This window comes from Nitratireductor sp. B36 (assembly GCF_020833685.1).
GTDB lineage: Bacteria > Pseudomonadota > Alphaproteobacteria > Rhizobiales > Rhizobiaceae > Nitratireductor.
Window position 1 is genome coordinate 906782 of record NZ_JACKZY010000001.1, and the last position, 25334, is coordinate 932115.

The following is a 25334-nucleotide window of genomic DNA, read 5'->3' on the forward strand; positions in this document are numbered from 1 at the left end:
TGCATTTCGCGTTTGATGGCTTGTGCGCCATGAGAAGCGCGCCAGAACCGCCAATGATTGGGGGGCAGGAAGAATGCAGTCATGGCCGATCAAGCCACTGCTCGTCAGCATGCTGCTCGTTTTGGCGGGCGGCACGAAGGCGACTTCCTTGCTCGAGCTGACAGGCAGATCCGCGGAACACCCCACATCGACAGTCACTCTAGAGGAATTTCAGCGGAAAACGCCTGACCGGCCTGTTTTGCTTGAAGCACCCCTGTCCTACCCTGCCCCTTCGCTCGGCCCGTCGTTCTCGGCGGAGAAACTTCGGCTTTCGCCCTCCATTGTCGGCATAGGAACGGCGCTGCCCGACATGCATCCCGAAGCTGGAGAAACCACCAGCGCCATTCCACATGCGCCGCGCCGCATGCCGCAAATCATCCGGGGTGGAGAAACCGGTTCTGCCCCCCCGCGAGAGGTGGCCGCTCCGTATCAGGCCACCTCGCCGGAGCCTGTGTCTCGGCCAGACCGCAAACCTGCATCTCGCCCGCATCCTGAAAATGAAAGCAGCGCGGCCGCGAAGCCTCCTGCTTCTGCGCCACCGCCCTCGCGCGCGCCAGTGGGCCAGCCCGAATAGGCTCCTGCCATAAGGCTGACAGGAAAGCATTTCCCGGTACGCTTGACGTTCCACGCAGCGCGGCGCACCCTCCGCGCATCATTGTCCGGAGACCAACGCCATGCTGACCTTCCTGAAAATCCTGCACCTGTTCGGCCTCATGCTGGGCGCTGCCGGCGGTCTGGGCGGCATGATGGTGGCCATACAGGCCAAACGCTCCGAGGGCGCGCCGCCACCAGCCCTTCTGGCGCTGCGCCCGCGCTTCACACTCATCACGCTTTCAGGCGTTGTGCTCCTGTGGCTGACAGGCCTTTGGTTATGGCTGGTGCGCTATGAGGGCGCGCTTTTGAGCACGGCCTTCCTGCTCAAACTCGTGGCGGCAGCCTTCATCCTTGCCGTCGCCCTGCTCGGTTTCATGGCTGTCCGGCGCGGCCAGCCCGGCACGCCACCTCCGGCCTATCTGCAGCGGCTCGGCCCGCTGGCGGGCCTCGCCTCCTATATCGCCGTGGCGCTGGCGGTCTACGTTTTCGGCTAGCTACCCGGTGATTTTCGAGAAATCCGCGACCTGTGCCGTGGCGCTGCGAATGCGTGAAAGCAGCGCCAGCCGGTTTGCCCGAACCGCTTCGTCATCCGCATTGACCATCACGCCATCGAGGAAGGCATCGACCGGCTGGCGCAGCCGCGCCAGGAAGGAGAGCGCCTTCACATAATCATTGGCGGCGATGGCCTGACCGGCAAAGTTCTCCGCCTCTTCCAGACTGTCGAAGAGCGCCCGCTCCTCATCGGTCTCGAAGAGCTTCGCATCGACCGTCCCGGCGATGGCCGTCCCCTTCTTTTCCGCATCGGCCACGATGTTCGCTGCCCGCTTGGCGCCCGCCAGAAGGTTCTCGCCATCCGTGGTCGCCAGAAACTCCGAAAGCGCCTCCACGCGCCGCACGATCAGGAGGAGATCGTCCGCATCGTCAGAGATCACCGCATCGATCAGATCATACCGCGCACCCTGATCGCGCAGATAGACCTTGAGGCGATCATGGAAGAAGGAGAGGAGGTCACTGGATTCTTTCAGTACAATTTCATGCTTTTCTACGATTATTTCTTTTGCACGACCAGGATCTACTTCACGTTGAAGTATACGATTAACATCTTCTACATCCCCGTCACTCAACCCCAAATCGGCCACGACCTGAAAGGCCTCTCTCTTCTGATCAAAAGAGCGGAAGTGCTCATCCACGACATGCAACGCAAAAGTCCGAGCGAAGGAGACCTTAAGGCCAATCTGAATAGATTTTTCCAGAATTATCCGGATCACACCCAGCGCCGCGCGTCTCAGCGCATAGGGGTCCTTCGATCCCGTCGGCTTCTCGTCAATCGCCCAGAAACACACAAGCATGTCCAGCTTGTCCGCCAGCGCAACAGCCACGGCCACCGGGTCGGTCGGCACGGCATCATTCGGCCCCTGCGGCTTGTAATGATCCTCGATGGCCGCCGCCACCGCAGCACTCTCGCCTTGCAGTTCGGCATATTTACGGCCCATGAAGCCCTGCAGTTCGGGGAATTCGCCCACCACCTCGGTCTGGAGATCGGCCTTGGCCAGATGCGCCGCGCGCACGGCCTCTGCCGGGTCCGCCCCCGCCACAGGCGCAAGCTCCTTCGCCAGTGCCGCGATCCGCGCCACGCGCTGACCCTGCGTGCCGAGCTTGGCATGGAAGGTCACGCCCAGATGGTCGAGCCGCGCCATGCGCTGGTCGAGTGGCTTTGAAAGATCGAGCCCGAATTTTTTGGCCGAGGCTTCAAGCTTGCCGAGATCAGGCAGGTCCGCCTGGTCCGTCTTCCAGAAATAGAGCGCATCGGAAAGCCGCGCCCGCACCACCTTGCCATTGCCGTGGGCGATTTCCCTGCCGCCGTCCTTCGCCTCGATATTGGCGGTGATTACGAAGCGATTGGACAGCTTTTCCGTCTCGCCCTGCGGGCGGCAGACAAAGCACTTCTGGTTGGCGCGGATCGTCAGCCGGATCACCTCAGGCGGGATCGTCAGATAGTCTTCCTCAAATTCCCCCAGAAGCACCACCGGCCATTCCACGAGGCCCGAAACTTCCTCCAGAAGCCCCTCGTCTTCCACAAGCTCCAGCCCGTTGGCGAAGGCGAGATTGCGCGCGTCGTCGAGGATGATGCGCTTGCGGCGGTCGGGGTCGAGCACAACCTTCGCCGCTTCCAGCTTCTCCACGTAATCATCGAAGCGTCGCACGGTGATGGCGCCCGGCGCATGGAAGCGGTGGCCGAAGGTGACATTGCCCGAGCGGATGCCGTCGATCTCGAAATCGACCACCACCGGCTCCTCGGTTTCCGGCCCGAAGGTGCACAGGATCGATTGCAGCGGGCGCACCCAGCGCAGGCTGCCGGGCTTTGCCGATGCCGCGCCCCAGCGCATGGATTTCGGCCACGGGAAATTGCGGATGATGCCCGGCATGATCTCGGCGACGATCTCTTCGGCCGCCCGGCCGGGTTTCTCGATCACCGCGACATAGAAATCGCCCTTCTTCGGGTCGTTCTGGATTTCCGCCTCATCGATGGAGGAGAGCCCCGCCCCGCGCAAAAAGCCCTGAATGGCCTTTTCCGGCGCGTCGGTGCGCGGGCCCTTGCGCTCTTCGCGCACATCCTTGGAGCGGGCGGTCACGCCGCGAATGTCGAGCGCCAGCCGGCGTGGCGTCCAGTATTCGGTCGCCGCCTCATAGGTGAGCCCCGCATCCACCAGACCGTCCGTCACCAGCTTCTTCAAGTCGCCGGCGGCCTTGCGCTGCATGCGGGCTGGAATTTCCTCGGAGCGGAGTTCGAGAAGAAGATCGGGCATTGGGAGGTCTCTGAAAAGCGGACTGTATCGCGCCCGGCAATAGCAACTCCGCCCGCCAATGTCACCCGCCACGCGGTGCGAATGAACCTTTTCATCGCTCGGTGCGACTGACCGGTATCAGATCACCACCCGGACGAGAACCATGACAGCCGCCCCCGCCCTCCTGCATTCCATCGCGCTCAGCGCCTGCCTGATCCTTCAGGCCATGCCCGGCAGCACCGAGCGCCCCTCCGGCATCCGCCGCGCCTTGCAGACGCTTTCGGCAGAGCGAACACCAGTCACCGTCATCCCGGAAGCCCGAAGGGCTATCCGGGACCCATTGGAAGAACATCAGGAGGCGCGGCCCGGTTCTGTTTGGGCGACCCTCGGCGATGCCGGTCTCTTCTGAGGAAATCGGCCCCGCTGCTCAATGGGTCCCGGCTCTCCCTTTGGTCGGCCGGGATGACGCGGATAAGGTCCGACCGAGAAACCAGAACCTACTCCTGCGGCGCAGGCGTCATCCAGCCGATCATCGCGCCACCCGGCTCGCGCAGGATGGCGATGCGGCCAATGCCCGGCACATCGAAGGGTGCACGCAAAACCTCCGCACCCTTTCCCTTCGCCTTTTCCAGAACCCCATCCACGCCATCGACCGCCAGATAGGGCATCCAGTGCTCCTCGACGCCGTCGAAATCCGGCCCTGCCATGGGAAAAAGCCCTGCAACCGGCGTGTCTCCGACCTTGGCGATCCAGTAGGTCCGACCGTCACCCATATCCATGCTCTCAAAGGTCCAGCCCACCGTGTCCGCGTAGAAGGTCTTCATCTTCTCCGTGTCGCGGGTCATCAGTTCGTTCCAGTGGAAACAACCATGCTGTGTCATGATGTCCTCCCTTGGCCCCATACGAAAAACGGGGCGCATCCATGATACGCCCCGCCGCTTCAATCACCAAAGAAGATCGTTCAGGCTGCCGCCTTCTCCGCGCCACCCGCATCCGTCTGCAAAAACGCCTCGCCACAGGCCTTCGCCAGTTCGCGCACCCGCAGGATATAGCTCTGGCGTTCCGTCACCGAGATCACGCCGCGCGCATCGAGCAGGTTGAAGACATGGCTTGCCTTGATGCACTGGTCGTAGGCAGGGAAAACGCATTTATGCAGATGCCCCTCATCCGCCGGTGCACCGGCCGCAAGGATCGCCCGACACTCGGCCTCGGCATCCTTGAAATGCTGGAACAGGATGTCCGTGTCGGCATATTCGAAATTGAAGCGCGAATATTCCTGCTCGGCCTGCAAAAACACGTCGCCATAGGTCACCTTGGCATCGCCTTCGAGGCCGTTGAAGTTGAGGTCGTAGACATTGTCCACGCCCTGCACATACATGGCAAGACGCTCAAGACCATAGGTCAGTTCGCCTGCCACCGGCGCGCATTCGATGCCGCAGACCTGCTGAAAATAGGTGAACTGCGAAACCTCCATCCCGTCGCACCAGCACTCCCAGCCAAGGCCCCAGGCACCCAGCGTCGGGCTTTCCCAGTCGTCTTCCACGAAGCGCACATCATGCGTCGCCATGTCGAGGCCGATGGCCTCCAGCGAGCCGAGATAGAGCTCCTGCAGGTTGGACGGGTTGGGCTTCAGGATCACCTGATACTGGTAATAGTGCTGCAGGCGGTTCGGGTTCTCGCCGTAGCGACCGTCGCTGGGCCGGCGCGAGGGCTGAACATAAGCCGCATTCCACGGTTTCGGCCCGAGCGAGCGCAGCGTCGTTGCGGGGTGAAACGTGCCCGCGCCCACTTCCATGTCATAGGGCTGCAGGATCACGCAGCCATGCGCGGCCCAGTAATTGTGCAGGGTCAGGATAAGTCCCTGAAACGAGCGCGTGGGGTGCGTGATGGGCAGATCGGTGCTTGGCGCGGTCACAATGCTTCTCCGGATGGTGCCGGCACGTCCTATTCCGCGCCCCGGCAAGCGTCAAGGCACAGCGCGTTTTTCATACCGGCTGCTTCCTGATGACAGCGTGCGGCAGCGTCCGCTCCAGCCGCAATGAGGCATTCTCGGCCAGCACTTTGTCCACGGCGTTTCGGCAGCCCTCATAGTCGTTGTAATCGTCGACGATCACCACCCCGCCCGGGCTCAGGCAGCGGGATACCGATGTGAGGCAGAAGAGGACCGGGTCGTACCAGTCGCAATCAATATGCACCAGGCAGAAACGGTCGCTCTCAGAGGGTAAAAACGTCTCTTGAAACAAGCCTTTGCGCAGGATGATCGATTGGTTGTCGACGCTCAGCCCAAATTTTTCGAAGGATGAGACGACCCGGCCATACAGATCATCCACGTAACCGTAATACTCGCCATCGCGAATGCCGGTCGACTTTCCCTCGGCAATCACCTTGAATCGGTTGTGCGCATCCGAGGCATCGCGATCAGTTGGCGGGGGTATCCGACCGAACACGTCGAAGCCGAGAAATCGGCGCTTGCCCCGACTTTTGGCCAGCACGATCGCAGACCCACCCAGCGCCATGCCGAACTCGGCAATATCTCCTGGAACATCTTGTGCCACCACGCGCTCAAGCTCGGCGTTGAGCGATGCCATGCGCTCGAGCGGCAGATAGGTCAGCCCGTCTCTCATCACCTCCCGTGCAACGGGCGGCAGGGACAGTTTCTGTCTGCGTTTCGTGAGCGAGCGCCGCAGTTTCTGAAACATCCCCACGTTTAACCCGCCCGTTCTTGTCGTGAAGGAAACACGAAAACGTTAGCCGTTCACAATCTCATTGTTCCTGGGGAGGAAGCCGAATTTCCTGTCCGGCCCGAAGCAGATCGGGATTGCGCTGAAGATCCGGATTGACGGCCAGAATATCGCGGAACCGCTCGCCGTCGCCCAGTTGATCGACAGCGATGGACCAGAGGGTCTCACCATCCTTGATCGTATAAAACGCGTCACCCGTAGCCGTCTTCTCCGGGGTCTCGACCGCCTTGGTTTCGGTCTTAGGCTCTTCGGAGGCTTCCGGCTCTGCGGTCTTCCCGGCAGTTGGTTCTTCGGGCGTCGCCGTCCCGTCGACGATCACTTTCTCCGGCGTCGAAGCCTCAGCCAGTTTCTTCGGTTCTTCGTCAGGCAAACCTTCCTTCAGCTTCTTTTCCACCTCGGCGAGCAATTCAGGCTCCGGATCGAGGTCGCGCGCATGCGACCATTGATAGGTGGCTTCCAGCTTGCGGCCCGTGCGCCAATAGGCGTCGCCAAGATGGTCGTTCAGAACCGGGTCCTCGGGACGCAGCGAAACCGCGCGCTCAAGCTCCTTCGCGGCTTCCTCGTAGCGGCCAAGCCTGTAATGCGCCCAGCCAAGCGAATCGACGATATAACCATCATTGGGACGAAGCTCGACGGCCCGACCGATCAGTTCGAGCCCCTCTTCCAGCTTCATGTTCATATCGACCCAGGAATAGCCCAGATAGTTGAGCACCTGCGGCTGATCCGGATAAAGCTCCAGCGCCTTGAAGAAATTCGGCTCTGCCTTCTCCCACTCCTTCAAACGCTCATAAGCAATGCCGCGCTGATAGAAGAGGCTCCAGTGCTCACGTTCCGGCTCGGCAATTCGCTCGACCGCTCGGTCATAAACACCGGCGGCAGATCGATAATCCTTCTGTACCGCATAAACACGGCCCAGGGAGAGATATGCACGAATATCGTCGGGGTCTTTCTCTATAGCGGCATTGAGATAGGTTTCAGCCTCCTCGTGCCGGTCGAGATCGGCAAGATTAAGCCCGGTCTGAAGCTCGGCCAAGCGGCGCCAGGGCGAGCCGGGCTTGATCCGGTCATAAAAGCTGATGGCCTTTTCCGGCTCACTCTGCTGTTCGGCCAAGGAGGCAAGCTGGACGAGGATGTCGTCATTGTCCGGGCTCAGCGCCAGCGCATAATTCAGGTAGAGCTTCACAAAAGGCTCGCCGCCACCGCGATTGAGAGCGGTGGCGATGTTAAGCAGGATCTCTGCCGCTCCGGCGCGAGGATCAGGAATCGGAAAAGCCACCGCATCGCCAGCCTCGATCTTTTCACGCAGAATTGTCGTGGCAGCGCGGCCGGTGATGTATTTCTCGCCATTTTCAAGCGCTGCGAGCGCCTTGTCCTTCTCGCCGCGTTCGGCCAGCCAGGACGCATAGGCTTCAGCCGCGCGCATATAGGTGTCCGGGCCCGCCGACGCGGCTGTCACGTCACCCAGCAAGGCATCGAACGCTTTCTCGGCCTCGGCATTCTGCCCACTTTGTGCGAGCATCAACGCGCGATGGTAGGAGCGGAACAGGCGGTACCAGTCCGGCCCGTCGAGTTCTTCAAGCGACGATAGAGCCTGGTCGGTCTGCCCCTGCCCCAACTCCGTCCAAGCGGACATGATTGACGTGATCAGGCGGTCGAGATCCGATTCCAGAACCAGTTTCAGCCAGTTCTCAGCCTGCGCATAGTTTTCACCGCGCAGCGCATCGACCGCGAGCCCCAGCCGTGAAAAACGTTCCATTTCGGGAACGGATTTGAGCGCACGAGCATGGGGCAGCGCATCATCGAAGCGCCCTTCGGCGACCAGCGCCAGAAGCAGGCTTTGCTGAATGGCCTGATTGTCGGGCTGGAAGGCAAGCGCCCGCTCGTAATAATCGATGGCGCTCTCGAAATCATTGTCCGCCTCCGCAGCGCGGGCGGCCAGGAATGCTCCGGAGAATGATGAAATCGCGATCAGATCACGATCGTCGGCACCGCTCTCTTTTGCCATCGCGAGCTGAGGCGCGAATGCGAGGAACCCCGCAAAGCCCACCGTTGCCAACAGTCCGGAGTTAAAACGCTTTCTCATTGGCCATCCCGCTGCATACTTAACCTCATCTCTTCTTCCTCCGCCGAAGCGAAGAGGTAGGGAATCCCTGCTTTCCTCGCAGACAAGCATGGCCTTTTTGCGGAAACGCTTCAACGAGAACTGTTTCCCCTGCTATCAGGTCACGCGACTGATGCAGAAATCAATCACATCGAGAAGCGCGTCTTTCTGCGGCGTCGGCCTGAGCGGAGCCAGCGCATCGCGGGCGATCTCGCCAAAGTGGCGCGCCCGTCCGATCGTGTCGCCGATGGCTCCATGCTTGTGCAAAAGCCCGATCGCCTTCTCGAGCGCCGCGTCGTCGCACTGATTGTCCTCGATGGCGCTTTTCCAGAAGGCCCGTTCATCCGGGCTGCCGCGGCGATAGCTCAGGATCACCGGCAGGGTCACCTTGCCCTCGCGAAAATCGTCGCCGACATTCTTGCCGAGGTCCGAGCTCTTGCCGCCATAGTCGAGCGCATCGTCGACAAGCTGGAACGCCAGGCCGAGATTGGTGCCGTAGGAGCGTAGCGCAGCACGGTCGTTGCGGGTAGCGCCCGCCACCACCGGCCCCACTTCGGCGGCCGCCGAGAAGAGTGCAGCCGTCTTGGCCTTGATGACGGCCAGATATTCGTCCTCGGTCGTTTCCAGATTCTTGGCGACGCTGAGCTGAAGCACCTCGCCCTCGGCAATGACGGAGGCTGCCGTGGAGAGAATATCGAGCGCGTCGAGCGAGCCGACCTCGACCATCATGCGAAACGCCTGGCCGAGCAGGAAATCGCCCACCAGAACGCTTGCCTGGTTGCCCCAGATCATGCGGGCAGTCTTGCGGCCCCGGCGCAAATCGCTTTCGTCCACCACATCGTCATGCAGCAGCGTGGCCGTGTGCATGAACTCCACGCTGGTGGCGAGCTTCACATGCCCTTCGCCCTCGTAACCAAACATCTGTGCGGCAGCGAGCGTCACCATGGGGCGCAGGCGCTTTCCGCCGGAATCGATGAGATGCTTCGCCAATTCAGGGATGAGTTCGACATCCGAGCCGGCCTTCGAGAGAATCAGCTCGTTGACGCGCGCCATTTCGTCAGCGGTCAGGTCCATGAGGCTTGCAACGGAGGCCGCGCCACGCTTGCCATCGAGATTCAACACTACACCCACAGATGGTTCTCCAATCACGACCAGGCACGGTCAGGAAAAGACCCTGCCGAAACGTCCAAACTTTCCCGGCAATCTAGTGCCCCGCCCCCACGCGGGGCAAGCGGCGAATGCGCACGGTGCGCTTACCCGCCAATCACGAAGTCGTTTACAGGGGTTGCGCAAACTGTCAACGTCGCGCCCATGATCGAACTTGTCCGTACCAATGATCCCGTGGTCATTTCCTTTGTTGAGAGCCTCCTGCGCGACGCCGGCATTGCTTGTTTCGTCGCGGACCAGAACATGAGCATTATGGAAGGCTCGCTCGGCATCCTGCCGCGCCGTGTCATGATCGACGCGAATGACGAGGCGGCGGCCCGGCAATTGCTGAAAGATGCAGGCATCGGGGATGAAGCCCGTTTCGATGATGGAAACAATGCCTGACACGCGTACCGAAGGTTTGCACAGCGTCGATTCCTTCCATCGCGATGCGTTCCGGCTCGTCCAGCCCACGGGTCGCGGCCACCGCTCCGGCGTCGATGCCATGCTCGTGGCCTCCGCCCTGCCGGGCAGCCTTGAAGGCGCAGTTGCCGATCTCGGTGCCGGTGCCGGTGCTGCCGGTTTCGCCGTCGCCGCCCGTTGTTCCAAAACCTGTGTCACCCTTGTCGAGAATGCCCCGGAAATGGCCGAATGCGCCCGCCGCAGCATTGCACTGCCGGAAAACGCCGCCCTTTCCGACCGTGTGCTCCTCATCGAGGCCGATGTCACGCTGTCAGGCGATGCGCGCGAGAGGGCCGGGCTTTTGCGCAATGCCTACGCGGCGACAATCATGAACCCGCCCTTTAACAGCGCCAGCGACCGCGCCACGCCGGATGCATTGAAGCGCGCCGCCCATGTGATGGACGACACGCTTTTCGAAACCTGGCTGCGCACGGCAGCCGCCATCACCAACCCAGGCGGATTTCTGGCGCTGATCGCTCGCCCCGCCTCGCTGTCGCCCATTCTCCAGGCGCTTGAGGGCCGTTTCGGTGGCGCCCGCATCGTCCCGGTGCATGGCCGCGCCGGCAACCCGGCCATCCGCATCCTCCTGCGGGCGCAGAAGGGCAATCGTGCCGGGCTGACGCTCGAACCGCCCCTCATCCTGCGCGACGCCGACAACCAGGTAACAGAACGCGCCGAAGCGCTCACCAATGGGCAGTCTGCACTTTTCGGCGATTGAACGAGCCCGGCCATTGCACGAACCGCGCAAATGCCTACATGCTCACGAACAACACGTTCCATTCTTCTGGAGTAAGCACGCCCTTGCGACGCCTTGTCAGCCGCCTCGTCCCCAAAAAACTCCGCGGTGATGCCGTCACCATTCCTGTGATCCGGCTTTCCGGCGCGATCATGCCGTCCAATAGCCTGACACGCCAGAACCTCTCGCTTGCCACCACCGCGACCGTGATCGAGAAGGCGTTCGCCGTGCCCGATGCGCCGGCCGTCGCCATCGCGCTCAATTCGCCGGGCGGCTCGCCCGTGCAGTCGCGCCTGATCTTCCGCCGCATCCGCGATCTGGCGGTGGAGAAAGACAGGAAGGTCTTCATCTTCGTCGAGGATGTGGCCGCTTCCGGCGGTTACATGATTGCCGCAGCGGGCGACGAGATCATCGCCGACCCCTCTTCCATCGTCGGCTCCATCGGCGTCGTGTCCGCCGGCTTCGGCTTTCAGGAGCTTATCAAGAAGATCGGTGTTGAGCGCCGCGTCCACACGGCCGGCCAGAACAAGGCGATCCTCGATCCCTTCCAGCCGGAAAAGAAGGAAGACGTCGAGCGCCTGAAGGCCCTGCAGCTCGAGATGCACGAGATGTTCATCAATCTCGTCAAGGAGCGGCGTGGCGCCAAGCTCGCCGACGATCCGGAGCTTTTCACCGGCGCCTTCTGGACGGGCACCCGCGCGCTCGATCTCGGTCTGGTCGACGGTCTCGGCGACATGCGCTCCGTTTTGAAGGAACGCTATGGCAAGAAAACGAGACTCGCGCTCATCACCCAGCCGCGCGGCCTGTTCGGGCGCAAGCTCGGTATTTCCAGCAGTGCCGGCAGCATTCCGGATCTCGGTGCTGCAATCGCCGGCAATGCCGCCACGGGTCTGATCGAGGCTGCCGAGGAACAGGCGCTCTGGCGCCGTTTTGGACTTTGACGAGGCGCGCCCGGGCGTTAAACTCGCGCGCGAAACCGGAGGATCGACAATGCCGCAACTGATCTTCTTTGCCGCGGTCGGCGTGGTGGCCTATTTCGGCTACCGCAAATTCGTCCGCGAGGCAGAGCGCGTCACCGCAAAGGCGCGGCGTGCGCGCAGGGAAGCGGCGAATGGCAGCATGGGAACGCTCGTCTACGACCCGAAGACCGGCGAATACCGCGTCGCCAAAGACTGATACCTGAGTAGAAGCATGCAAAGCATGATCGCTCCCGCCAAGGTGAATCTGGCGCTGCACGTCACCGGACGGCGCGTCGACGGCTATCATCTGCTGGACAGTCTTGTCGCCTTTTCCAGCCATGGCGACCTGCTCGAGGTGGAAGGCGGGGCGGAAGACGATTTCTTCGTTTCCGGCCACTTCGCCGCCCATGTCCCCATCGGCGAGACCAATCTGGTCACCCGCGCCCGCGATCTTCTGCGTGAAACATTCGGGGAGAGAGCCGGCGCACCCGTCCATCTGCACCTTGAAAAGAACCTGCCCGTCGCCTCCGGCATCGGTGGCGGTTCGGCCGATGCGGCTGCCGCGCTCAGGCTTCTCGTCCGCCACTGGCAGATCGACGTCGACGAGGTCGCCCTGGCAGAGCTCGGCCTTCGCCTCGGTGCGGATGTCCCCATGTGCCTGTCATCGAAACCGCTTCTTGCGCGCGGCATCGGCGAAGCGCTTGAAGAACTGCCGCATTTCCCCGCGCTGCCGCTTGTTCTCGTGAACCCCAACATCCCGCTCTCCACGCCAGATGTCTTTTCAGGGCTTGAGCGGCGCGACAATGCTCCCCTGCCCGCCCTCGACACGTTCCCCGACACCGCATCGGCCGCCAAATGGCTCGAAGCCGCTCGCAACGATCTGGAAGAACCGGCCTGCCGGCTCGTACCGCAGATCAGGGATGTGCTTGGCGCTCTCGGGGAAGCGGGCGCGCTTGCCGCCCGCATGTCCGGCTCCGGGGCCACCTGTTTCGGCGTCTTCGGCTCGCCGCACAAGGCGCGTCAGGCCGCATCCATTCTTGAAGCCCGTCATCTCGACTGGTTTGTCCTTGCCACCCAAACCACTGCCCCAGAGCACGGCCAGACCGAGCACAGCCAGATCGAGCATGACCATGCCCACTACGCCCGCGCGTGAGTTCATCCCCGTCCGCTTCGCGGTGCTGACCGTTTCCGACACGCGTGGCCTTGAAGACGACCGCTCCGGCCAGACCCTTGCCGAACGCATCGATGAGGCCGGCCACACGCTCGCCGATCGAAAGATCGTGGCAGACGATATCGAGGCCATCCAGATGGCCGTCAAACTGTGGTGCGCCGATCCCGGGGTCGATGCCGTCATCACCACGGGTGGCACCGGCTTCACCGGGCGCGACGTGACGCCAGAGGCTCTGGAACCGCTGTTCGACAAACGCATGGATGGCTTCTCGCAGGTCTTCCACCGCATCTCCTACGAGAAAATCGGCACCTCCACCGTCCAGTCGCGCGCCACCGCAGGGCTCATCGACCAGACCTTCGTCTTTGTCCTGCCGGGCTCCACCGGCGCCTGCCGCGATGCCTGGGACGGTATCCTGAAAGACCAGTTCGACTACCGGCACATGCCGTGCAATTTCGTGGAAATAATGCCGCGCCTTGCCGAGCATCTGAAACGCGGCGGCGGCAAGTCCGCCTGATCCTTTCCTGAGCCTGAAAAGCTGAAGCATTTTGCAGTCAGGTGGAATCACCTGACGTCCGCACAAATGCGGAAAAACAGACAGATAGAGCGGAGCAGCGTTTCCGTGAAACGATGAACCGCTCTGAAAACTGCGGCACCATTCCCGCGAACCCTTTTGCACGCCTGTGGAAAACTCGCGCGCCTCGATTTTGCCAAAAGTTCTTGCTTTGTTCTCATTCATCGAATAGGAATAGATTCATCGGCAGCGACGCTGATTCTGCTTTCGGCTTTGGTCCCCGCGTACCGGAAAGCCAGCGAAATCGCTCAGTCATGGAGCAAGCCATGGAACAGATTGTGAGAGCAGATGCAGCCGCCTTCGATGGTGGCGGGGCCGCGATGGCCAACACGGTGATCGACCGGTCGGGCATTCGCATCGATTCCGAGCGCCGGCGGGGCCGGGCCGCGGGCATCAACCCGTCAGGCCGCTATGAACCGGTTTCCCGTCATGTCTTTGACGATGGCTGGGGTTCACTTGAGGAATTGCCGCCTTTCAAGACCGAGGTCCAGGTGGAGAGGCCGCGCACCATCATTACGCGCAACACCTCGCCCGATATTTCCTTTGACCGCTCCATCAATCCCTATCGCGGTTGTGAGCATGGCTGCGTCTATTGTTTCGCCCGCCCCACCCACGCCTATATGGGTCTGTCGGCGGGGCTCGATTTCGAGGCAAAGCTCTTTGCCAAGCCGGATGCCGCCCGGCTTCTGGAACGCGAGATTTCCAAACCCGGCTACCAGCCGCGCACCATCGCCATCGGCACCAACACCGATCCCTACCAGCCCATCGAGAAGAAATACCGCATCATGCGCGAGATTCTCGAAGTGCTGGAAGCACATGACCACCCGGTCGGCATCGTCACCAAATCGGCACTTGTCATACGCGATATCGACATTCTTTCCCGTATGGCGGAAAAGGGGCTGGCCAAGGTCGCGCTTTCCGTCACCACGCTGGACCGCAAGCTGGCGCGCACCATGGAACCGCGCGCGGCCACTCCCTCGCGGCGGCTGGAGGCCATCCGCGCGCTGACCGAGGCCGGCATCCCCACATCCGTGATGTTGGGCCCCGTCATTCCCGGCCTCACCGATTGCGAGATCGAGCGCATTCTGGAATCGGCCGCCACCGCCGGCGCGCGCGAGGCGGGCTATATCATCCTGCGCCTGCCGCTCGAGGTCAGCCCCATTTTCAAGGAATGGCTTCTGCGCCATGCGCCCGACCGCTATCGCCACGTTCTTTCCCTGATCCGCTCCATGCGCGGCGGCAAGGATTACGACGCCGAATGGGGCAAGCGGATGAAAGGCACCGGCCCCTATGCCTGGCAGATCGGCCGGCGCTTCGAGATCGCGGCAAAGCGGCTCGGGCTCAATCAGGAAAAGCGCAAGCTGAGAACGGACCTGTTCAAACAGCCGCAGCCGGGAGGCGAACAGCTCATGCTGCTTTGACAGCGCCCTGCCCGATCCGCCTCCTGCTTCGGCATCGCAGATCGACGCATCGGAGCGGCACCCTGTTTCCGTAAACGGCGCCGTTTCCGACAGCCCCCCTTTCCCGTCCGGCTTGCATCCCCGTAGCCGACGGAAGCTTCCCGGCCCATCCGCCCCCTCGTTGCCGGGAGGCCCTTGCGGAGAATCGGAAGCGATGCGAGCATCGCCGCACTATGGCTCGCACGCGTTCCGATTCTCCCACTCTTTTTGATCTGCCCGTTCGCCCCGACTTCCAGATGGAGGCCGCGCTCCTGCGCGAGGGTCTGGCCCCTGTGGCAGGGCTCGACGAGGCAGGCCGCGGTCCGCTGGCAGGCCCTGTGGTCGCCGCCGCCGTCATTCTCGACGCGAACCGTCTTCCCGACGGGCTGGACGATTCCAAACGGCTTTCCGCCGAGGCGCGCGACCGGCTGTTCGAAGCCATTATCGAGATGGCCGTCAGCGTCTCCGTTGCATCTGTCTGCGCGGCAAGCATCGACCGGTCCGACATCTTGCGCGCCAGCCTTGAGGCCATGCGCCGCGCAGCGGCCGGGCTTTGCGTCACGCCGCTGTTTGCACTGGCCGATGGCCGCGATGTGCCGCCGGGGCTGTGCTGCCCGGCGCGTGCCGTGGTGAAGGGCGATCAGCGCAGCCAGTCCATCGCCGCTGCCTCCATCGTCGCAAAAGTCACGCGCGACCGCATGATGATGCGCGCTGGCGGTGTCACGCCCGCTTATGGTTTCGAAGCCCATATGGGTTACGGCACCAAGCGCCACCGCACAGCTATAACGCAGCATGGCGCAGTATCGCGCCTGCACCGGATGAGCTTCGCCCCGCTGCGCGATCTGGGCATCACGACGGCCGCTTCCAGTGGGAAAGCCGTCGCGCAGCCACTGGTGAGGATGAGCGACGGCGAAGCCGTGGATCCCCAAACCGCCTGAACCCTCCTGGCATGTAGTTAAGCCCACCTGGCCGCACAATTGCGCTCAGACCGACACGGTGGCCGCTGCGAGGCGAGGAGCCGGATGGCTTCAGGCGACGGAAATCCACACAGAAAAAAAAACGCCGCCGGAAACCGGCGGCGTTTCAAATTGCTCCGCTTTCGAAAGCTCGTCAGTTCAGCTTCGACTTCACGTCCTGGATTGAAGCCTTGAACAACTCTCCGCCCGTCTTGGCATCGACCTTCTTGGCCAGAACGCTGCGCGCAGCTTCCACGGCGAGGTCCACGGCGCTCGCGCGCACTTCGTTCACCGCGTCCTGCTCGGCCTGTTCGATCTTCTGTTCGGCAAGGGCTGTGCGACGGGCGACATATTCATCCGTCTTCTGCTTGGCTTCCTTGACGATCAGCTCGGCCTCGTGCTTGGCGGCGCTGACGATGTCCTGCGCCTCCTGCTCGGCTTCCTGCCGCTTGCGCTGATATTCGGCGAGCAGCTGCTGCGCGTCTTCACGCAGCTTGCGGGCCTCGTCCAGCTCGTTGCGGATGCGTTCGGCACGCCCGTCAAGCGCGCCATTGATCATGCCGGGCACCTTGAAATAGGCAAGGACCCCCAGGAAGATGATGAGGGCAACAAACGCCCAGAATGTCGCGTCCATGGCCCTCTCCTACTGCTTCACGGACTTGACGGCGGCTTTCGCCGCAGTCTTGTCGAGCTGGCCGCCGACCAGTTCCTGGACGATGGATGCCGCTGTGTCCTCGGCAATCGTACCCACGTCCTTCATGGCCGTTTCCTTGATCGAGGCGATGCGCTTCTCAGCCTCATCGAGCTTGGCGTCGAGCTGCTTCTCGATCTCACGACGTTCCGCATCCGCTTCCGCCTTTGCGGCGTCGCGGGCTTCCTGGCCGATGACATTGGCCTTCTTGCGGGCGTCAGCCAGTTCCTGCTCATAGGCAGCAACAGCCGCGTCCGCCTCTTCCTTCATCCGCGCCGCCTGGTCGAGGTCCTGGGCAATGCGGTCACGCCGCACTTCCAGAATACCGCCGATGCGGGGCAGCACGACGCGCTTCAGGAACAGGTAGAACAGCCCGAAGGTGATCGCCAGCCACAGGATCTGCGACGGAAATGTGGACGAATCGAAAGGCGGGAAGCCGGCCTCATGTGCGCCGTCTGACGCCACGCCGGTTTCCGAATGGGTCGCTTCCGCGGCGTCTTGCGCCGAGGCTGCGAATGCCGATGCCACAAACATTGTCTACCTCTTTTAAAACCGGCCGGACGCCCGAAAGCGGCCGGCCACGCACACGAAACGCGCGCTTAGGTGAAGAGGAGGAGCAGAGCGATGAGCAGCGAGAAGATGCCGAGAGCTTCCGTAACGGCGAAGCCGAAAATCAGGCGGCCGAACTGGCCGTCTGCTGCCGACGGGTTGCGCAGGGCGCCCGAAAGATAGCTGCCGAAGATGTTGCCCAGGCCCAGAGCTGCACCGGCCATGCCGAAACAAGCGATACCGGCGCCGATAGCCTTTGCTGCTTCTACTTCCATTTTAAAACTCCTTGTGATCGCGGATTTGCGTGTTTTCTTCAGACTTGGCGGAAACCGCCGGTGAAACCTGTTTTCCTCTGACCGGCCCTTGAGGCCGGAACGAAGCCGATCTTTTCAAACCTCTTGATCAGTGGCCGGGATGGACGGCGTCGTTCAGATACATGCAGGTCAGAACGGCAAAGACGTAGGCCTGCATGAAGGCGACGAGGAATTCGAGACCGGTGATCGCCACGGTCATGATGAGCGGCAGAACGGCGCCGGCAACACCGGCCGCGCCAAGGGCGCTCATGGAGGTGACAAAGCCGGCAAAAACCTTGAGCGTGATGTGTCCGGCCAGCATGTTGGCGAAAAGACGAACCGAGAGGCTGACGGGGCGCGACAGGAACGAGACAATCTCGATCAGCACCACCAGCGGAACCACGACACCGGGCACACCTTGCGGCACGAAGAGCTTAAGGAAGCCGAAACCGTGCTTCCAGAAACCGTAGACGACCACCGTTCCGATCACCAGAAGCGCGAGCGCGAAGGTGACGATGATATGACTGGTCACAGTGAAGAAGTAAGGGAAGAGGCCGAGCAGGTTGGCCATCAGGACGAACATGAAGATCGAGAACACGAACGGGAAGAAACGCATTCCGTGCGAGCCCGCCGAATCGCGCAACATGGAGGCCACAAACTCGTAGCTCATCTCCGAGATGGACTGAAGCCTACCGGGAACCAGTCCACGGCTCGACGTCGTCAGAAACAGAAATGCACCGGCGGCGACCACCGTCGCAACCATGAAGGCGGACGAGTTCGTAAAGGAGAAATCCAGTCCGCCGACCTCAATCGGAATCCACTTGGAGATCTGGAACTGATGGATCGGATCGTTGGCCACCTGGCCCCCCTCACTTCTGGTCTGGCGCCCGGGCGCCGTTCACTTCTTCTCAGGATCCCGCCCATCATCCGATGAGCGAATCCCAAATTCAGCAACAAGTCCCGCCGAGCGCAGGACATTGAGAACACCCGCCCCGAAACCCAGGAGCAGGAAAATGATCAGTCCCCAGGGAGACGTACCGGCAAAATGGTCGATGAACCACCCAAGAGCAGCGCCGACACCCACGCCGGCAATAAACTCGCTGGACAGTCTGAGCGCCTGCGCGGCGCCCGCCATATCGCCCTTCGTCTTCCCTTCACCGCCGTCTTGCTTCGCCGGTCGTTTCTCTGCGAGAGCCTTCTCCAGATCGGCGCGCCGGCGCTCCAGGTCGTCCGGCTGATCCTTGTCGGCCACCGCAATCTCCGTACCGGGTTTGCTGGTCAGCGGCTATCCGCTTGAAAGTCGCGCGCAACATAGTGAGCACCCACGCCCCAGTCAAGCCGCTGTCGACGCCATTCACAAAGACGAAAATACATTGAAAAACAACATGATGCCTGGATGCGACAATGCGCGCAGCGGCAAATGACACCATGAAAACGGGAATCGCGGCATCTCCTGCCGCGTTTCAGCCCGTCATTTGCGCGATTTCGCTGCCCTTATCAGTTCCAGCCGCCGCCATAGGTGCGGTAGAAAATATGCTGGCCGATCTTTTTCATCCGCTGCATGGCTCCCGCCCAGCGCGGATGCACATAGGTCGCATGATAGTGTGTGGAGGAGCCGACTTCGGGCAGCCAGATCTTGCCTGCGGTTGTGGCCATGGCCACTTCCTGCGCCGTCTTGAAATGAGCCGGGCTGGCCACACGGTCGCGAATCCCGTCGCAGGCAAAGGAAAACTGGCAGCGGTTGCGCCATTTCTCGTTCTGGTAGACCACCCCGCAGATGGTGTTGGGGTAGGTGGGATTGCGCACGCGATTGAGAATGACTTGCGCCACCGCTGCCTGCCCTTTCACGGATTCGCCGCGCGCTTCGAAGTAGATGCCGGCTGCGAGACATTGCTGCTCACGTTTGGAAAACACCGTCTCGGGAAGCGGTTGCCGCGCCCAGGGATGATCCTTCGCGTCCACCGGCGGAATAAACCGCCCGCCTGCCGGCTCCTCCTCGCGCAGGATGCTGGCAAATGGCGAGGCTTTCGCATAGTCGGGCTTCTGCGGCGCGTAAGCCGTGGCAAGAATGTCAGGCTGATCGTTGTTGACCAGCTCGGCGATCGCGCGTGGCAGCGTCGGGTCCGCCTTCCTGTCCTTTTTCATATAGAAGGCCGAAGCGATACGCACTTCCTTGCCCTTGATGTCAGGATCGACGAACGCCATCAGCGGCTGATCGGTTGAGGGCTTTTCGAGAAGAAAACTGGTCTTCTCAAAGATCGTGCCGGCTTCGAAAAGTTTCGGCGGCTGGACCGGCACGACCTGAACAAGCCGACCTGTCTTTTCCGCACGGTTGATCCGCTCTTCGTCCGGCGTGGTGCCGGTGAACCCTTTCTTGCCGCGGAAGGCGATCTTGCCGATGCCTGGGGCAGCTATGCCGGAACCGGAAATGCTGCCCGTCTTCAGGTCGCCATCAACAAAGGGCATCTCGGCCTGATGGATCGAACCGGCAACGGATTTTTCCACGAAGGCCGCCCAGCGCGGCCCCGTGCCCTCTTCGCCGGAAACCAGTCCGGCCATGTCCTGATGCGCGACAATACCTGGAAACCCGATCCAGAACCCCAACGCCACCAAAGCTGGTGCCAGAAAGGAACGCGATTCATCAACCGCTTTGCGCGGTACTCTTCCACTCCGACGAAGCACCCACACTCTCCGCTACGCAACTCAACCCGATTTCCAAAACCATATTTGGTTAACCTTGATCACTGGTTAACAGGCTGGCCGGTCTTTGAGGCGCAGCAGCGAACGCAAACGAAAACGGGCCTTGCGATGCAAAGCCCGTCATCTTTTAAACGCGTGGTGATACCGCCTTCAGCGGCGTTTCTTCGCCCGCCCCGCATAGGGGTTGTCGGAGGTGCGCAGCGCAACACGGATTGGAACACCGTAGAGATTGAACGTCTCTCGCAAGCCGTTCATGAGATAGCGCACATAGGATTGCGGCATCGCTTCAGGTCGCGAACAGGAGACAACGAAGCCCGGCGGCCGTGTCTTGATCTGCGTTATGTACTTCACCTTGAGCCGGCGTCCGGCCACGGCCGGTGGCGGATGCTGTCCCGTCGCGCCTTCCAGCCACCGGTTGAGGCGGCCCGTCGAGATGCGGCTGTTCCAGGTGCGATGGGTCTTTTCCACCGCTTCCATAAGCTTGTCGAAGCCGCGCCCGGTCTCCGCAGAAATTGGAACCGCCTGCAGCCCGCGCACCTGCGGCAGAAGCCGCGCCGTCTTCTCATGCAGTTCGGCAAGCGTCTCCTGCCGGTCCTCGATCAGGTCCCATTTGTTGAAGGCAATGACCGGCGCCCTGCCCTCTCGGATGATCAGGTCGGCGATCTGCAGGTCCTGTTTCTCAAACGGGATGGTCGCATCAAAAACCACGATCACCACTTCGGCAAAGCGCACGGCGCGCAGCCCGTCGGAGACGGAGAGCTTTTCCAGCTTTTCCTGTACGCGTGCCTTGCGTCGCATGCCGGCCGTATCGAAGAGCTTGATCTTGCGGCCACGCCACTGCCAGTCGACGGAAATCGAATCGCGCGTGATGCCGGCTTCCGGCCCCGTCAGCATGCGTTCCTCGCCCAGAAGCGCGTTGATCAGCGTCGACTTGCCGACATTCGGTCGCCCCACAATTGCGATCCGCAACGGTTTGGACGAGTCGTAGACCGCCTCTTCTTCCGAATCGGGCTCGATGTCCTCTCCGACGGCAATCTCGTCCGTTGAGACAACGAGCTCCTCGGGATCTTCCGCCAGCGCTCGCTCCTCTCCAAGCGCCTCGACGATGGCGTCACGCAGATCGGACATGCCAAGACCGTGTTCCGCCGAAACCTCGACCGGATCGCCCAGTCCCAGTTCCCATGCGTCGAGAACGCCGCTGCGGGCTGCATTCACGTCCATCTTGTTGGCGACCAGCACGACCGGCTTGCCGCTGCGGCGCAGGAGATTGGCGAAGGTTGCATCGTCGGGCATTACACCGGCGCGGGCGTCGATCATGAAAAGCGCAATGTCGGCCTCGTCGATCGCCTGCTCGGTCTGGGCACGCATGCGCCCCTCCAGTGTCGGCGCTGCAGCACTTTCCAGACCGGCCGTGTCGATCACCTCAAACTTGAGGTCCTGAAGGCGGGCGGGATGGGAGCGGCGGTCGCGCGTGACACCGGGTGTGTCATCGACAATAGCCAGACGACGGCCGGCAAGCCGGTTGAACAGTGTCGACTTGCCGACATTCGGCCGGCCGATGATTGCAAGCTTGAAGGCCATCTTGGCTCACCGCTCTCTGGCTATTCCGCCGGGCTCGATCCGAGAATCAGCTCAATCATCATCTCGGCGCGCTGGCGGGTGTTGCGGGGGGCCTCGGCATCACCGGAAATCTGCTGGAAAAGCTGAAGCGCGTCGTCGCGCTTGCCTTCCTTCCATGCAGCAAGACCAAGCGCCTCGCGCGCCGTGTGCCGCAGTGCGTTTCCGTCCGCCGTCAATGTTTCAACGCGCGCTGAAACATCGGCATAGGATCCGTGATCCACCAGAAGGAGCCCTGCCCGAAGGCGAGCAATGTCGGCGATCACATCGGTCACCGAGCGGTCCGCCGCAATGGCATCGAATGCCGCCACAGCGCCGTCCGTGTCGCCATCGGCAGCCAGAACGGTGGCAGAACGCATGCGCGCCAGCAGCGGATAGGAGCCGTAGCCACTCTCTTCCAGTTCCTTGAAAGCGGCAAGCGCTTCATCGTTCTCGCCCTGGCGGGCAAGTTCCAGTGCCTGGGAAAAAGCATCGCCCGAAGCATTCGCCCGAGAGGATGTCCAGCGCTCATAACCAACATAGCCGGCAGTGGCGAGGACAAGAAGAACGGCGGCACCAATGGCAATGGGGCCGAAACGACGCCACAGAGATTTGAACTGATCCTGGCGAAGCTCTTCATTGACTTCGCGAATGAAACTGTCGTCGGACATATGCGACCCATGCTTGGCGGGCATTTCCCGCGCTTTTCCGGTTTCCGGCTTTTTAGACGAAATTTGCCGCCATGGAAGGGGGGGCTGGCATTTCGTCTCTATTCTGTTGTTTCGGGGGCAACTCCCGTTGCCGTAAAACGATATTGCTTTCCAAACTCGGCCATATTTGGCCAGTAACGCTGCCCTTCGAATTGCATAGCGGATTACGTGATCATGCTCAAATTTCTCTGCGCCGGTGCAGCAGCACTTGCGTTGACTGGTTCCTGTTTTGCCGGGAACACCGCAGCGGCGAAGTCGCCACAATACGTGATCATCTCCTTTGACGGTGCCCTGCATCTGGAACAGTGGGAGCGCAGCCGCGCGCTTGGCAAGGAAACAGGCGCGCACTTTACCTACTTCCTTTCCTGCGTTTATCTCCTCTCTCCCGAAACGCGCAAAACCTATCAGGCGCCAGGCATGGCCCGCGGACGCTCGAATGTCGGCAGCGGGTACTCTCGCGAGGATGTCGAGGGTCGACTCGGTCAGATCTGGTCCGCCCGCGCCGAAGGGCACGAGGTGGCAAGCCATGGCTGCGGTCATTTCGACGGAAAAAACTGGAGCGCGGACGACTGGGCGCAGGAGTTCGATCAATTCGCGACCATTGTCGCCGATGCCTGGAAGCTCAACGGGATCAAGGGTGAACCTGAAGGTTGGCGGGATTTCGCCCGCAAGGAAATACGCGGTTTCAGAGCCCCATACCTTTCAACGAGCAAGGGACTGTTCAAAACACTTGAAAAGAAGGGCTTCGCCTACGACGCCAGCGCTGTTTCGCGCGGCCCTGTTCTGCCCAGAACCCGCGACGGCGTCGCGCATTTTTCTCTCCCGTTGATACCGGAAGGTCCACGCGGCAGACAGGTAATTGCCATGGACTACAACCTCTATGTGCGCCACTCCGGCGGCAAGGAGAAGCCGGAGGCAGCGTCCGCGTTTGAGCAACGGGCGTATGATGCCTTTATGGACACGTTCGACAAAGAATATGAAGGCCGCCGCACGCCGGTTCAACTCGGTTTCCATTTTACCCTCATGAATGATGGTGCCTATTGGAACGCGCTGGAGCGCTTTGCGCGCGAAGTCTGCGTGAGAGACGACGTGGAATGCCTGAGCTACCGGGATTATCTGACTGCCGTCTCCGAAGCCGAAGCCCCGGTCCAGGGCGGAACCTGATTGAAAAGAGCCCCGGCATGCCTTGCCGAGGCTCGTCTTCAGCACTTTTTCGCGCCCGTTTAGTTGCCGATTTCCCGCTCGTGCCGCAACGCCTTGAAGGTGGCGTACAGCATGACGGTCAGCAGGATCGCGAACGGAAAGCCTGTCGCGATTGCACCGGCCTGAAGCGCGGCCAGTCCGCCGCCAAGCAAAAGAACGATTGCGACCAGCCCTTCGAAAATGGCCCAGAAGACACGCTGCGCTATCGGCGCATCGATCTTGCCGCCGGCCGTGATCGTATCGATGACCAGCGAGCCGGAATCCGACGACGTGACGAAGAAAACGATGACCAGAATGATGCCGATGAGCGAGCTCACACTGGCAAGCGGCAGGTCGGCCAGCATCGCAAACAGCGAAAGTTCCGGCACGTAATCCACGACCGTCTCCTGAACGCCCGTATAGCCCTCGGTCAGGAACTGCTCCATTGCGGTGCCGCCGAAGGTGGTCATCCACAGGATCGACACGAGGGTGGGAATGATCAGAACGCAGGTGATGAACTCACGCACCGTCCGTCCCTTGGACACCCGGGCGATGAACATGCCTACGAAAGGTGACCACGAAATCCACCAGGCCCAGTAGAATGTGGTCCAACCGTGCATGAAGCCTGTGTCTTCACGGCCGATCCAGTTCGACAATTCCGGCAATTCCTTCACATAGGACCATGTATTGGAGAAAAAGCCGGTGAGGATCGCCAGCGTGGGGCCGAAGATAATCACAAACAGGAGAAGAAGTATGGCGAGCACCATGTTGATCTCGGAAAGGCGCTTCACGCCCGCATCCAGTCCCGCCACGACAGAGATCAAAGCAATGCACGTGATCCCCATGATGAGGAGGACCTTGATCGTGTCCGTGTTGGGAACACCATAGAGCTCGTTCAAGCCTGCAAGCGCCTGCGATGCACCAAAGCCAAGGGACGTTGCCAGACCGAAAAGCGTTGCAAACACCGCCATGATGTCGATCAAATGACCGGGCCAGCCACGCACCCGCTCGCCCAGAAGCGGGTAGAACGCCGAACGGATGGATAGCGGCAACCCTTTATTATAGGCGGCAAGCGATAGCGACAGCGCCAGAACCGCGTAGATCGCCCAGGGATGAAGGCCCCAATGAAAGATGGTCGCTGCCATGCCCATCTCCCGGGCCGCAGGCACGGCGCTCGCCACGAGTTCGCCATCGGCCAATGGTGCCTCGAGACCAAGCGGCGGATTGTTGAAATGATACATCGGCTCGAGCACGCCGAAAAACATCAGGCCGATACCCATGCCGGCCGCAAAAAGCATCGCGAACCAGCCGGAATAGGAATATTCGGGCACAGCATCCTTGCCACCCAGCCTGACCTTGCCCAGTGGCGTCAACGCCACGACAATACAAAACAGCACGAACAAATTGGCCGACAGCATGAAGACCCAGTCAAAGGTCGATGTCAGCCAGACGCGCAGTCCGCCAAGTGCGCTCCCCGCCGCTTCCTGAAACATCAAGGCGATGATCACGAAAGCGATGATGAGGACAGCGGAAACAAAGAAAACGGGATTGTGAACGTCGAGACCAAGCAGCCGAATATTGTCCTGCCCGGGTTCCAGCCCGTGATCCTCCTCAACGATTTCATTAGACATGTCTCACTCCATATCTGTCCGAGGCTGGGAGCAAATGACAGAGTGGCCGCCCGTCCCCGGAACATTCCTCCACACTCGGGACCGTGAACCAAAACACGTGATCGCACATGGTCTGTATGCGACCTTGTCCGTGCGGATTGAGACCAGACTCACGCAAATCGAAGACGGATGGAACCCTGTTTGGCCAAAATTTCGCCCATAAATCGCCAAACTTCGCCGTTGCGGCGTGCAAATTGGCTTCGATCAGGCGCCATTTTCACACAACAAGACGAGAAATCGAC

General features: G+C 61.3%; 27 protein-coding genes. 12 read left to right on the top strand and 15 right to left on the bottom strand.

Translation table 11 applies throughout. From position 1 onward, the window contains the following. The first annotated feature begins 73 nt into the window (after nucleotides 1–73). Both H7H48_RS04530 and H7H48_RS04535 read left to right on the top strand, forming a co-directional pair. On the top strand, nucleotides 74–613 hold the full coding sequence (locus H7H48_RS04530) for a hypothetical protein (protein ID WP_229447597.1): 540 nt from the start codon (nucleotides 74–76) through the stop codon (nucleotides 611–613). Nucleotides 614–713: 100 nt separating this feature from the next. Then, entirely contained in the window at nucleotides 714–1127 is a 414-nt protein-coding gene (locus H7H48_RS04535) for a hypothetical protein (RefSeq protein WP_229447598.1), read from the top strand. Here H7H48_RS04535 and glyS read toward each other — a convergent pair whose 3' ends face one another. Beyond that, the gene (glyS, locus tag H7H48_RS04540) at nucleotides 1128–3440 is read right to left on the bottom strand and encodes a glycine--tRNA ligase subunit beta (protein WP_229447599.1); all 2313 of its coding nucleotides are present in this window, start codon (nucleotides 3438–3440) and stop codon (nucleotides 1128–1130) included. A 142-nt stretch (nucleotides 3441–3582) separates the two neighbouring features. On the opposite strand from glyS, the gene H7H48_RS04545 reads away from it, so the two are divergent. Continuing rightward, nucleotides 3583–3828, top strand: a complete 246-nt coding sequence (locus H7H48_RS04545) for a hypothetical protein (protein ID WP_229447600.1) — start codon at nucleotides 3583–3585, stop codon at nucleotides 3826–3828. Nucleotides 3829–3916: 88 nt separating this feature from the next. Here H7H48_RS04545 and H7H48_RS04550 read toward each other — a convergent pair whose 3' ends face one another. From H7H48_RS04550 to H7H48_RS04570, 5 genes are all read right to left on the bottom strand, one after another. Beyond that, nucleotides 3917–4300, bottom strand: coding sequence for a VOC family protein (locus tag H7H48_RS04550; RefSeq protein WP_229447601.1), 384 nt, complete (start codon nucleotides 4298–4300; stop codon nucleotides 3917–3919). Between the two features lie 80 nt (nucleotides 4301–4380). Next, a complete protein-coding gene (locus H7H48_RS04555) occupies nucleotides 4381–5307 on the bottom strand; it encodes a glycine--tRNA ligase subunit alpha (RefSeq protein ID WP_229448103.1) in 927 nt (308 codons plus the stop codon). Between the two features lie 97 nt (nucleotides 5308–5404). Continuing rightward, nucleotides 5405–6118 (bottom strand): TylF/MycF family methyltransferase, encoded by a 714-nt coding sequence (locus H7H48_RS04560; RefSeq protein ID WP_229447602.1) that lies wholly within the window; start codon nucleotides 6116–6118, stop codon nucleotides 5405–5407. Nucleotides 6119–6182: 64 nt separating this feature from the next. Continuing rightward, nucleotides 6183–8243, bottom strand: a complete 2061-nt coding sequence (locus H7H48_RS04565; RefSeq protein ID WP_229447603.1) for a tetratricopeptide repeat protein — start codon at nucleotides 8241–8243, stop codon at nucleotides 6183–6185. A 135-nt stretch (nucleotides 8244–8378) separates the two neighbouring features. Next, on the bottom strand, nucleotides 8379–9392 hold the full coding sequence (locus tag H7H48_RS04570; protein WP_229447604.1) for a polyprenyl synthetase family protein: 1014 nt from the start codon (nucleotides 9390–9392) through the stop codon (nucleotides 8379–8381). 180 nt (nucleotides 9393–9572) lie between these two features. Here H7H48_RS04570 and H7H48_RS04575 point away from each other — a divergent pair, with 180 nt between their 5' ends. The 8 genes from H7H48_RS04575 (at nucleotide 9573) to H7H48_RS04610 (ending at nucleotide 15683) form a co-directional block, all read left to right on the top strand. Further along, nucleotides 9573–9812, top strand: a complete 240-nt coding sequence (locus H7H48_RS04575) for a DUF2007 domain-containing protein (RefSeq protein WP_223005036.1) — start codon at nucleotides 9573–9575, stop codon at nucleotides 9810–9812. After that, the gene (locus tag H7H48_RS04580; RefSeq protein ID WP_229447605.1) at nucleotides 9805–10587 is read left to right on the top strand and encodes a tRNA1(Val) (adenine(37)-N6)-methyltransferase; all 783 of its coding nucleotides are present in this window, start codon (nucleotides 9805–9807) and stop codon (nucleotides 10585–10587) included. The genes H7H48_RS04575 and H7H48_RS04580 overlap by 8 nt, the downstream gene beginning before the upstream one ends. 83 nt (nucleotides 10588–10670) lie before the next feature. Beyond that, on the top strand, nucleotides 10671–11546 hold the full coding sequence (locus tag H7H48_RS04585; RefSeq protein ID WP_229447606.1) for a S49 family peptidase: 876 nt from the start codon (nucleotides 10671–10673) through the stop codon (nucleotides 11544–11546). A gap of 49 nt (nucleotides 11547–11595) precedes the next feature. Then, a complete protein-coding gene (locus H7H48_RS04590; protein WP_229447607.1) occupies nucleotides 11596–11781 on the top strand; it encodes a hypothetical protein in 186 nt (61 codons plus the stop codon). A 24-nt stretch (nucleotides 11782–11805) separates the two neighbouring features. Further along, nucleotides 11806–12717, top strand: a complete 912-nt coding sequence (locus H7H48_RS04595; protein ID WP_229448105.1) for a 4-(cytidine 5'-diphospho)-2-C-methyl-D-erythritol kinase — start codon at nucleotides 11806–11808, stop codon at nucleotides 12715–12717. Continuing rightward, the gene (gene moaB, locus H7H48_RS04600) at nucleotides 12695–13249 is read left to right on the top strand and encodes a molybdenum cofactor biosynthesis protein B (RefSeq protein WP_229447608.1); all 555 of its coding nucleotides are present in this window, start codon (nucleotides 12695–12697) and stop codon (nucleotides 13247–13249) included. The genes H7H48_RS04595 and moaB overlap by 23 nt, the downstream gene beginning before the upstream one ends. Before the next feature lie 323 nt (nucleotides 13250–13572). Further along, a complete protein-coding gene (locus H7H48_RS04605; protein WP_229447609.1) occupies nucleotides 13573–14727 on the top strand; it encodes a PA0069 family radical SAM protein in 1155 nt (384 codons plus the stop codon). A 212-nt stretch (nucleotides 14728–14939) separates the two neighbouring features. After that, nucleotides 14940–15683, top strand: coding sequence for a ribonuclease HII (locus tag H7H48_RS04610; protein ID WP_229447610.1), 744 nt, complete (start codon nucleotides 14940–14942; stop codon nucleotides 15681–15683). A gap of 172 nt (nucleotides 15684–15855) precedes the next feature. Here the strand turns inward: H7H48_RS04610 and H7H48_RS04615 are convergent, their stop codons facing one another. From H7H48_RS04615 to H7H48_RS04650, 8 genes are all read right to left on the bottom strand, one after another. Next, nucleotides 15856–16335 (bottom strand): F0F1 ATP synthase subunit B, encoded by a 480-nt coding sequence (locus H7H48_RS04615; RefSeq protein WP_229447611.1) that lies wholly within the window; start codon nucleotides 16333–16335, stop codon nucleotides 15856–15858. A 9-nt stretch (nucleotides 16336–16344) separates the two neighbouring features. Continuing rightward, on the bottom strand, nucleotides 16345–16926 hold the full coding sequence (locus tag H7H48_RS04620) for a F0F1 ATP synthase subunit B (RefSeq protein WP_229447612.1): 582 nt from the start codon (nucleotides 16924–16926) through the stop codon (nucleotides 16345–16347). Between the two features lie 65 nt (nucleotides 16927–16991). Further along, nucleotides 16992–17216: a F0F1 ATP synthase subunit C gene (locus H7H48_RS04625; RefSeq protein WP_065816112.1), complete on the bottom strand. Its 225-nt coding sequence runs from the start codon at nucleotides 17214–17216 to the stop codon at nucleotides 16992–16994. Nucleotides 17217–17343: 127 nt separating this feature from the next. Next, nucleotides 17344–18093, bottom strand: a complete 750-nt coding sequence (locus H7H48_RS04630) for a F0F1 ATP synthase subunit A (protein ID WP_229447613.1) — start codon at nucleotides 18091–18093, stop codon at nucleotides 17344–17346. A gap of 39 nt (nucleotides 18094–18132) precedes the next feature. Then, nucleotides 18133–18486, bottom strand: a complete 354-nt coding sequence (locus tag H7H48_RS04635) for an AtpZ/AtpI family protein (RefSeq protein WP_229447614.1) — start codon at nucleotides 18484–18486, stop codon at nucleotides 18133–18135. A gap of 245 nt (nucleotides 18487–18731) precedes the next feature. Beyond that, nucleotides 18732–19916: a cell wall hydrolase gene (locus H7H48_RS04640; protein WP_229447615.1), complete on the bottom strand. Its 1185-nt coding sequence runs from the start codon at nucleotides 19914–19916 to the stop codon at nucleotides 18732–18734. A gap of 168 nt (nucleotides 19917–20084) precedes the next feature. Beyond that, a complete protein-coding gene (der, locus tag H7H48_RS04645) occupies nucleotides 20085–21515 on the bottom strand; it encodes a ribosome biogenesis GTPase Der (protein ID WP_229447616.1) in 1431 nt (476 codons plus the stop codon). 20 nt (nucleotides 21516–21535) lie between these two features. Beyond that, complete coding sequence (locus H7H48_RS04650) at nucleotides 21536–22201, bottom strand: tetratricopeptide repeat protein (protein ID WP_229447617.1); 666 nt, start codon at nucleotides 22199–22201, stop codon at nucleotides 21536–21538. A gap of 213 nt (nucleotides 22202–22414) precedes the next feature. Here H7H48_RS04650 and H7H48_RS04655 point away from each other — a divergent pair, with 213 nt between their 5' ends. Beyond that, nucleotides 22415–23404, top strand: a complete 990-nt coding sequence (locus tag H7H48_RS04655) for a polysaccharide deacetylase (RefSeq protein WP_229447618.1) — start codon at nucleotides 22415–22417, stop codon at nucleotides 23402–23404. Nucleotides 23405–23463: 59 nt separating this feature from the next. On the opposite strand, the gene H7H48_RS04660 is transcribed toward H7H48_RS04655, so the two are convergent. Next, entirely contained in the window at nucleotides 23464–25053 is a 1590-nt protein-coding gene (locus tag H7H48_RS04660; protein WP_229447619.1) for a BCCT family transporter, read from the bottom strand. Between the last annotated feature and the right edge of the window lie 281 nt (nucleotides 25054–25334).

Bases quoted from the DNA above. Each gene is read 5' to 3' on its own strand.
- H7H48_RS04530 (WP_229447597.1), top strand. From the start codon at position 74: ATGCAGTCATGGCCGATCAAGCCACTGCTCGTCAGCATGCTGCTCGTT.
- H7H48_RS04535 (WP_229447598.1), top strand. From the start codon at position 714: ATGCTGACCTTCCTGAAAATCCTGCACCTGTTCGGCCTCATGCTGGGC.
- glyS (WP_229447599.1), bottom strand. From the start codon at position 3,440: ATGCCCGATCTTCTTCTCGAACTCCGCTCCGAGGAAATTCCAGCCCGC.
- H7H48_RS04545 (WP_229447600.1), top strand. From the start codon at position 3,583: ATGACAGCCGCCCCCGCCCTCCTGCATTCCATCGCGCTCAGCGCCTGC.
- H7H48_RS04550 (WP_229447601.1), bottom strand. From the start codon at position 4,300: ATGACACAGCATGGTTGTTTCCACTGGAACGAACTGATGACCCGCGAC.
- H7H48_RS04560 (WP_229447602.1), bottom strand. From the start codon at position 6,118: ATGTTTCAGAAACTGCGGCGCTCGCTCACGAAACGCAGACAGAAACTG.
- H7H48_RS04565 (WP_229447603.1), bottom strand. From the start codon at position 8,243: ATGAGAAAGCGTTTTAACTCCGGACTGTTGGCAACGGTGGGCTTTGCG.
- H7H48_RS04575 (WP_223005036.1), top strand. From the start codon at position 9,573: ATGATCGAACTTGTCCGTACCAATGATCCCGTGGTCATTTCCTTTGTT.
- H7H48_RS04580 (WP_229447605.1), top strand. From the start codon at position 9,805: ATGCCTGACACGCGTACCGAAGGTTTGCACAGCGTCGATTCCTTCCAT.
- H7H48_RS04590 (WP_229447607.1), top strand. From the start codon at position 11,596: ATGCCGCAACTGATCTTCTTTGCCGCGGTCGGCGTGGTGGCCTATTTC.
- H7H48_RS04595 (WP_229448105.1), top strand. From the start codon at position 11,806: ATGATCGCTCCCGCCAAGGTGAATCTGGCGCTGCACGTCACCGGACGG.
- moaB (WP_229447608.1), top strand. From the start codon at position 12,695: ATGCCCACTACGCCCGCGCGTGAGTTCATCCCCGTCCGCTTCGCGGTG.
- H7H48_RS04605 (WP_229447609.1), top strand. From the start codon at position 13,573: ATGGAACAGATTGTGAGAGCAGATGCAGCCGCCTTCGATGGTGGCGGG.
- H7H48_RS04610 (WP_229447610.1), top strand. From the start codon at position 14,940: ATGGCTCGCACGCGTTCCGATTCTCCCACTCTTTTTGATCTGCCCGTT.
- H7H48_RS04615 (WP_229447611.1), bottom strand. From the start codon at position 16,335: ATGGACGCGACATTCTGGGCGTTTGTTGCCCTCATCATCTTCCTGGGG.
- H7H48_RS04620 (WP_229447612.1), bottom strand. From the start codon at position 16,926: ATGTTTGTGGCATCGGCATTCGCAGCCTCGGCGCAAGACGCCGCGGAA.
- H7H48_RS04625 (WP_065816112.1), bottom strand. From the start codon at position 17,216: ATGGAAGTAGAAGCAGCAAAGGCTATCGGCGCCGGTATCGCTTGTTTC.
- der (WP_229447616.1), bottom strand. From the start codon at position 21,515: ATGGCCTTCAAGCTTGCAATCATCGGCCGGCCGAATGTCGGCAAGTCG.
- H7H48_RS04650 (WP_229447617.1), bottom strand. From the start codon at position 22,201: ATGTCCGACGACAGTTTCATTCGCGAAGTCAATGAAGAGCTTCGCCAG.
- H7H48_RS04655 (WP_229447618.1), top strand. From the start codon at position 22,415: ATGCTCAAATTTCTCTGCGCCGGTGCAGCAGCACTTGCGTTGACTGGT.
- H7H48_RS04660 (WP_229447619.1), bottom strand. From the start codon at position 25,053: ATGTCTAATGAAATCGTTGAGGAGGATCACGGGCTGGAACCCGGGCAG.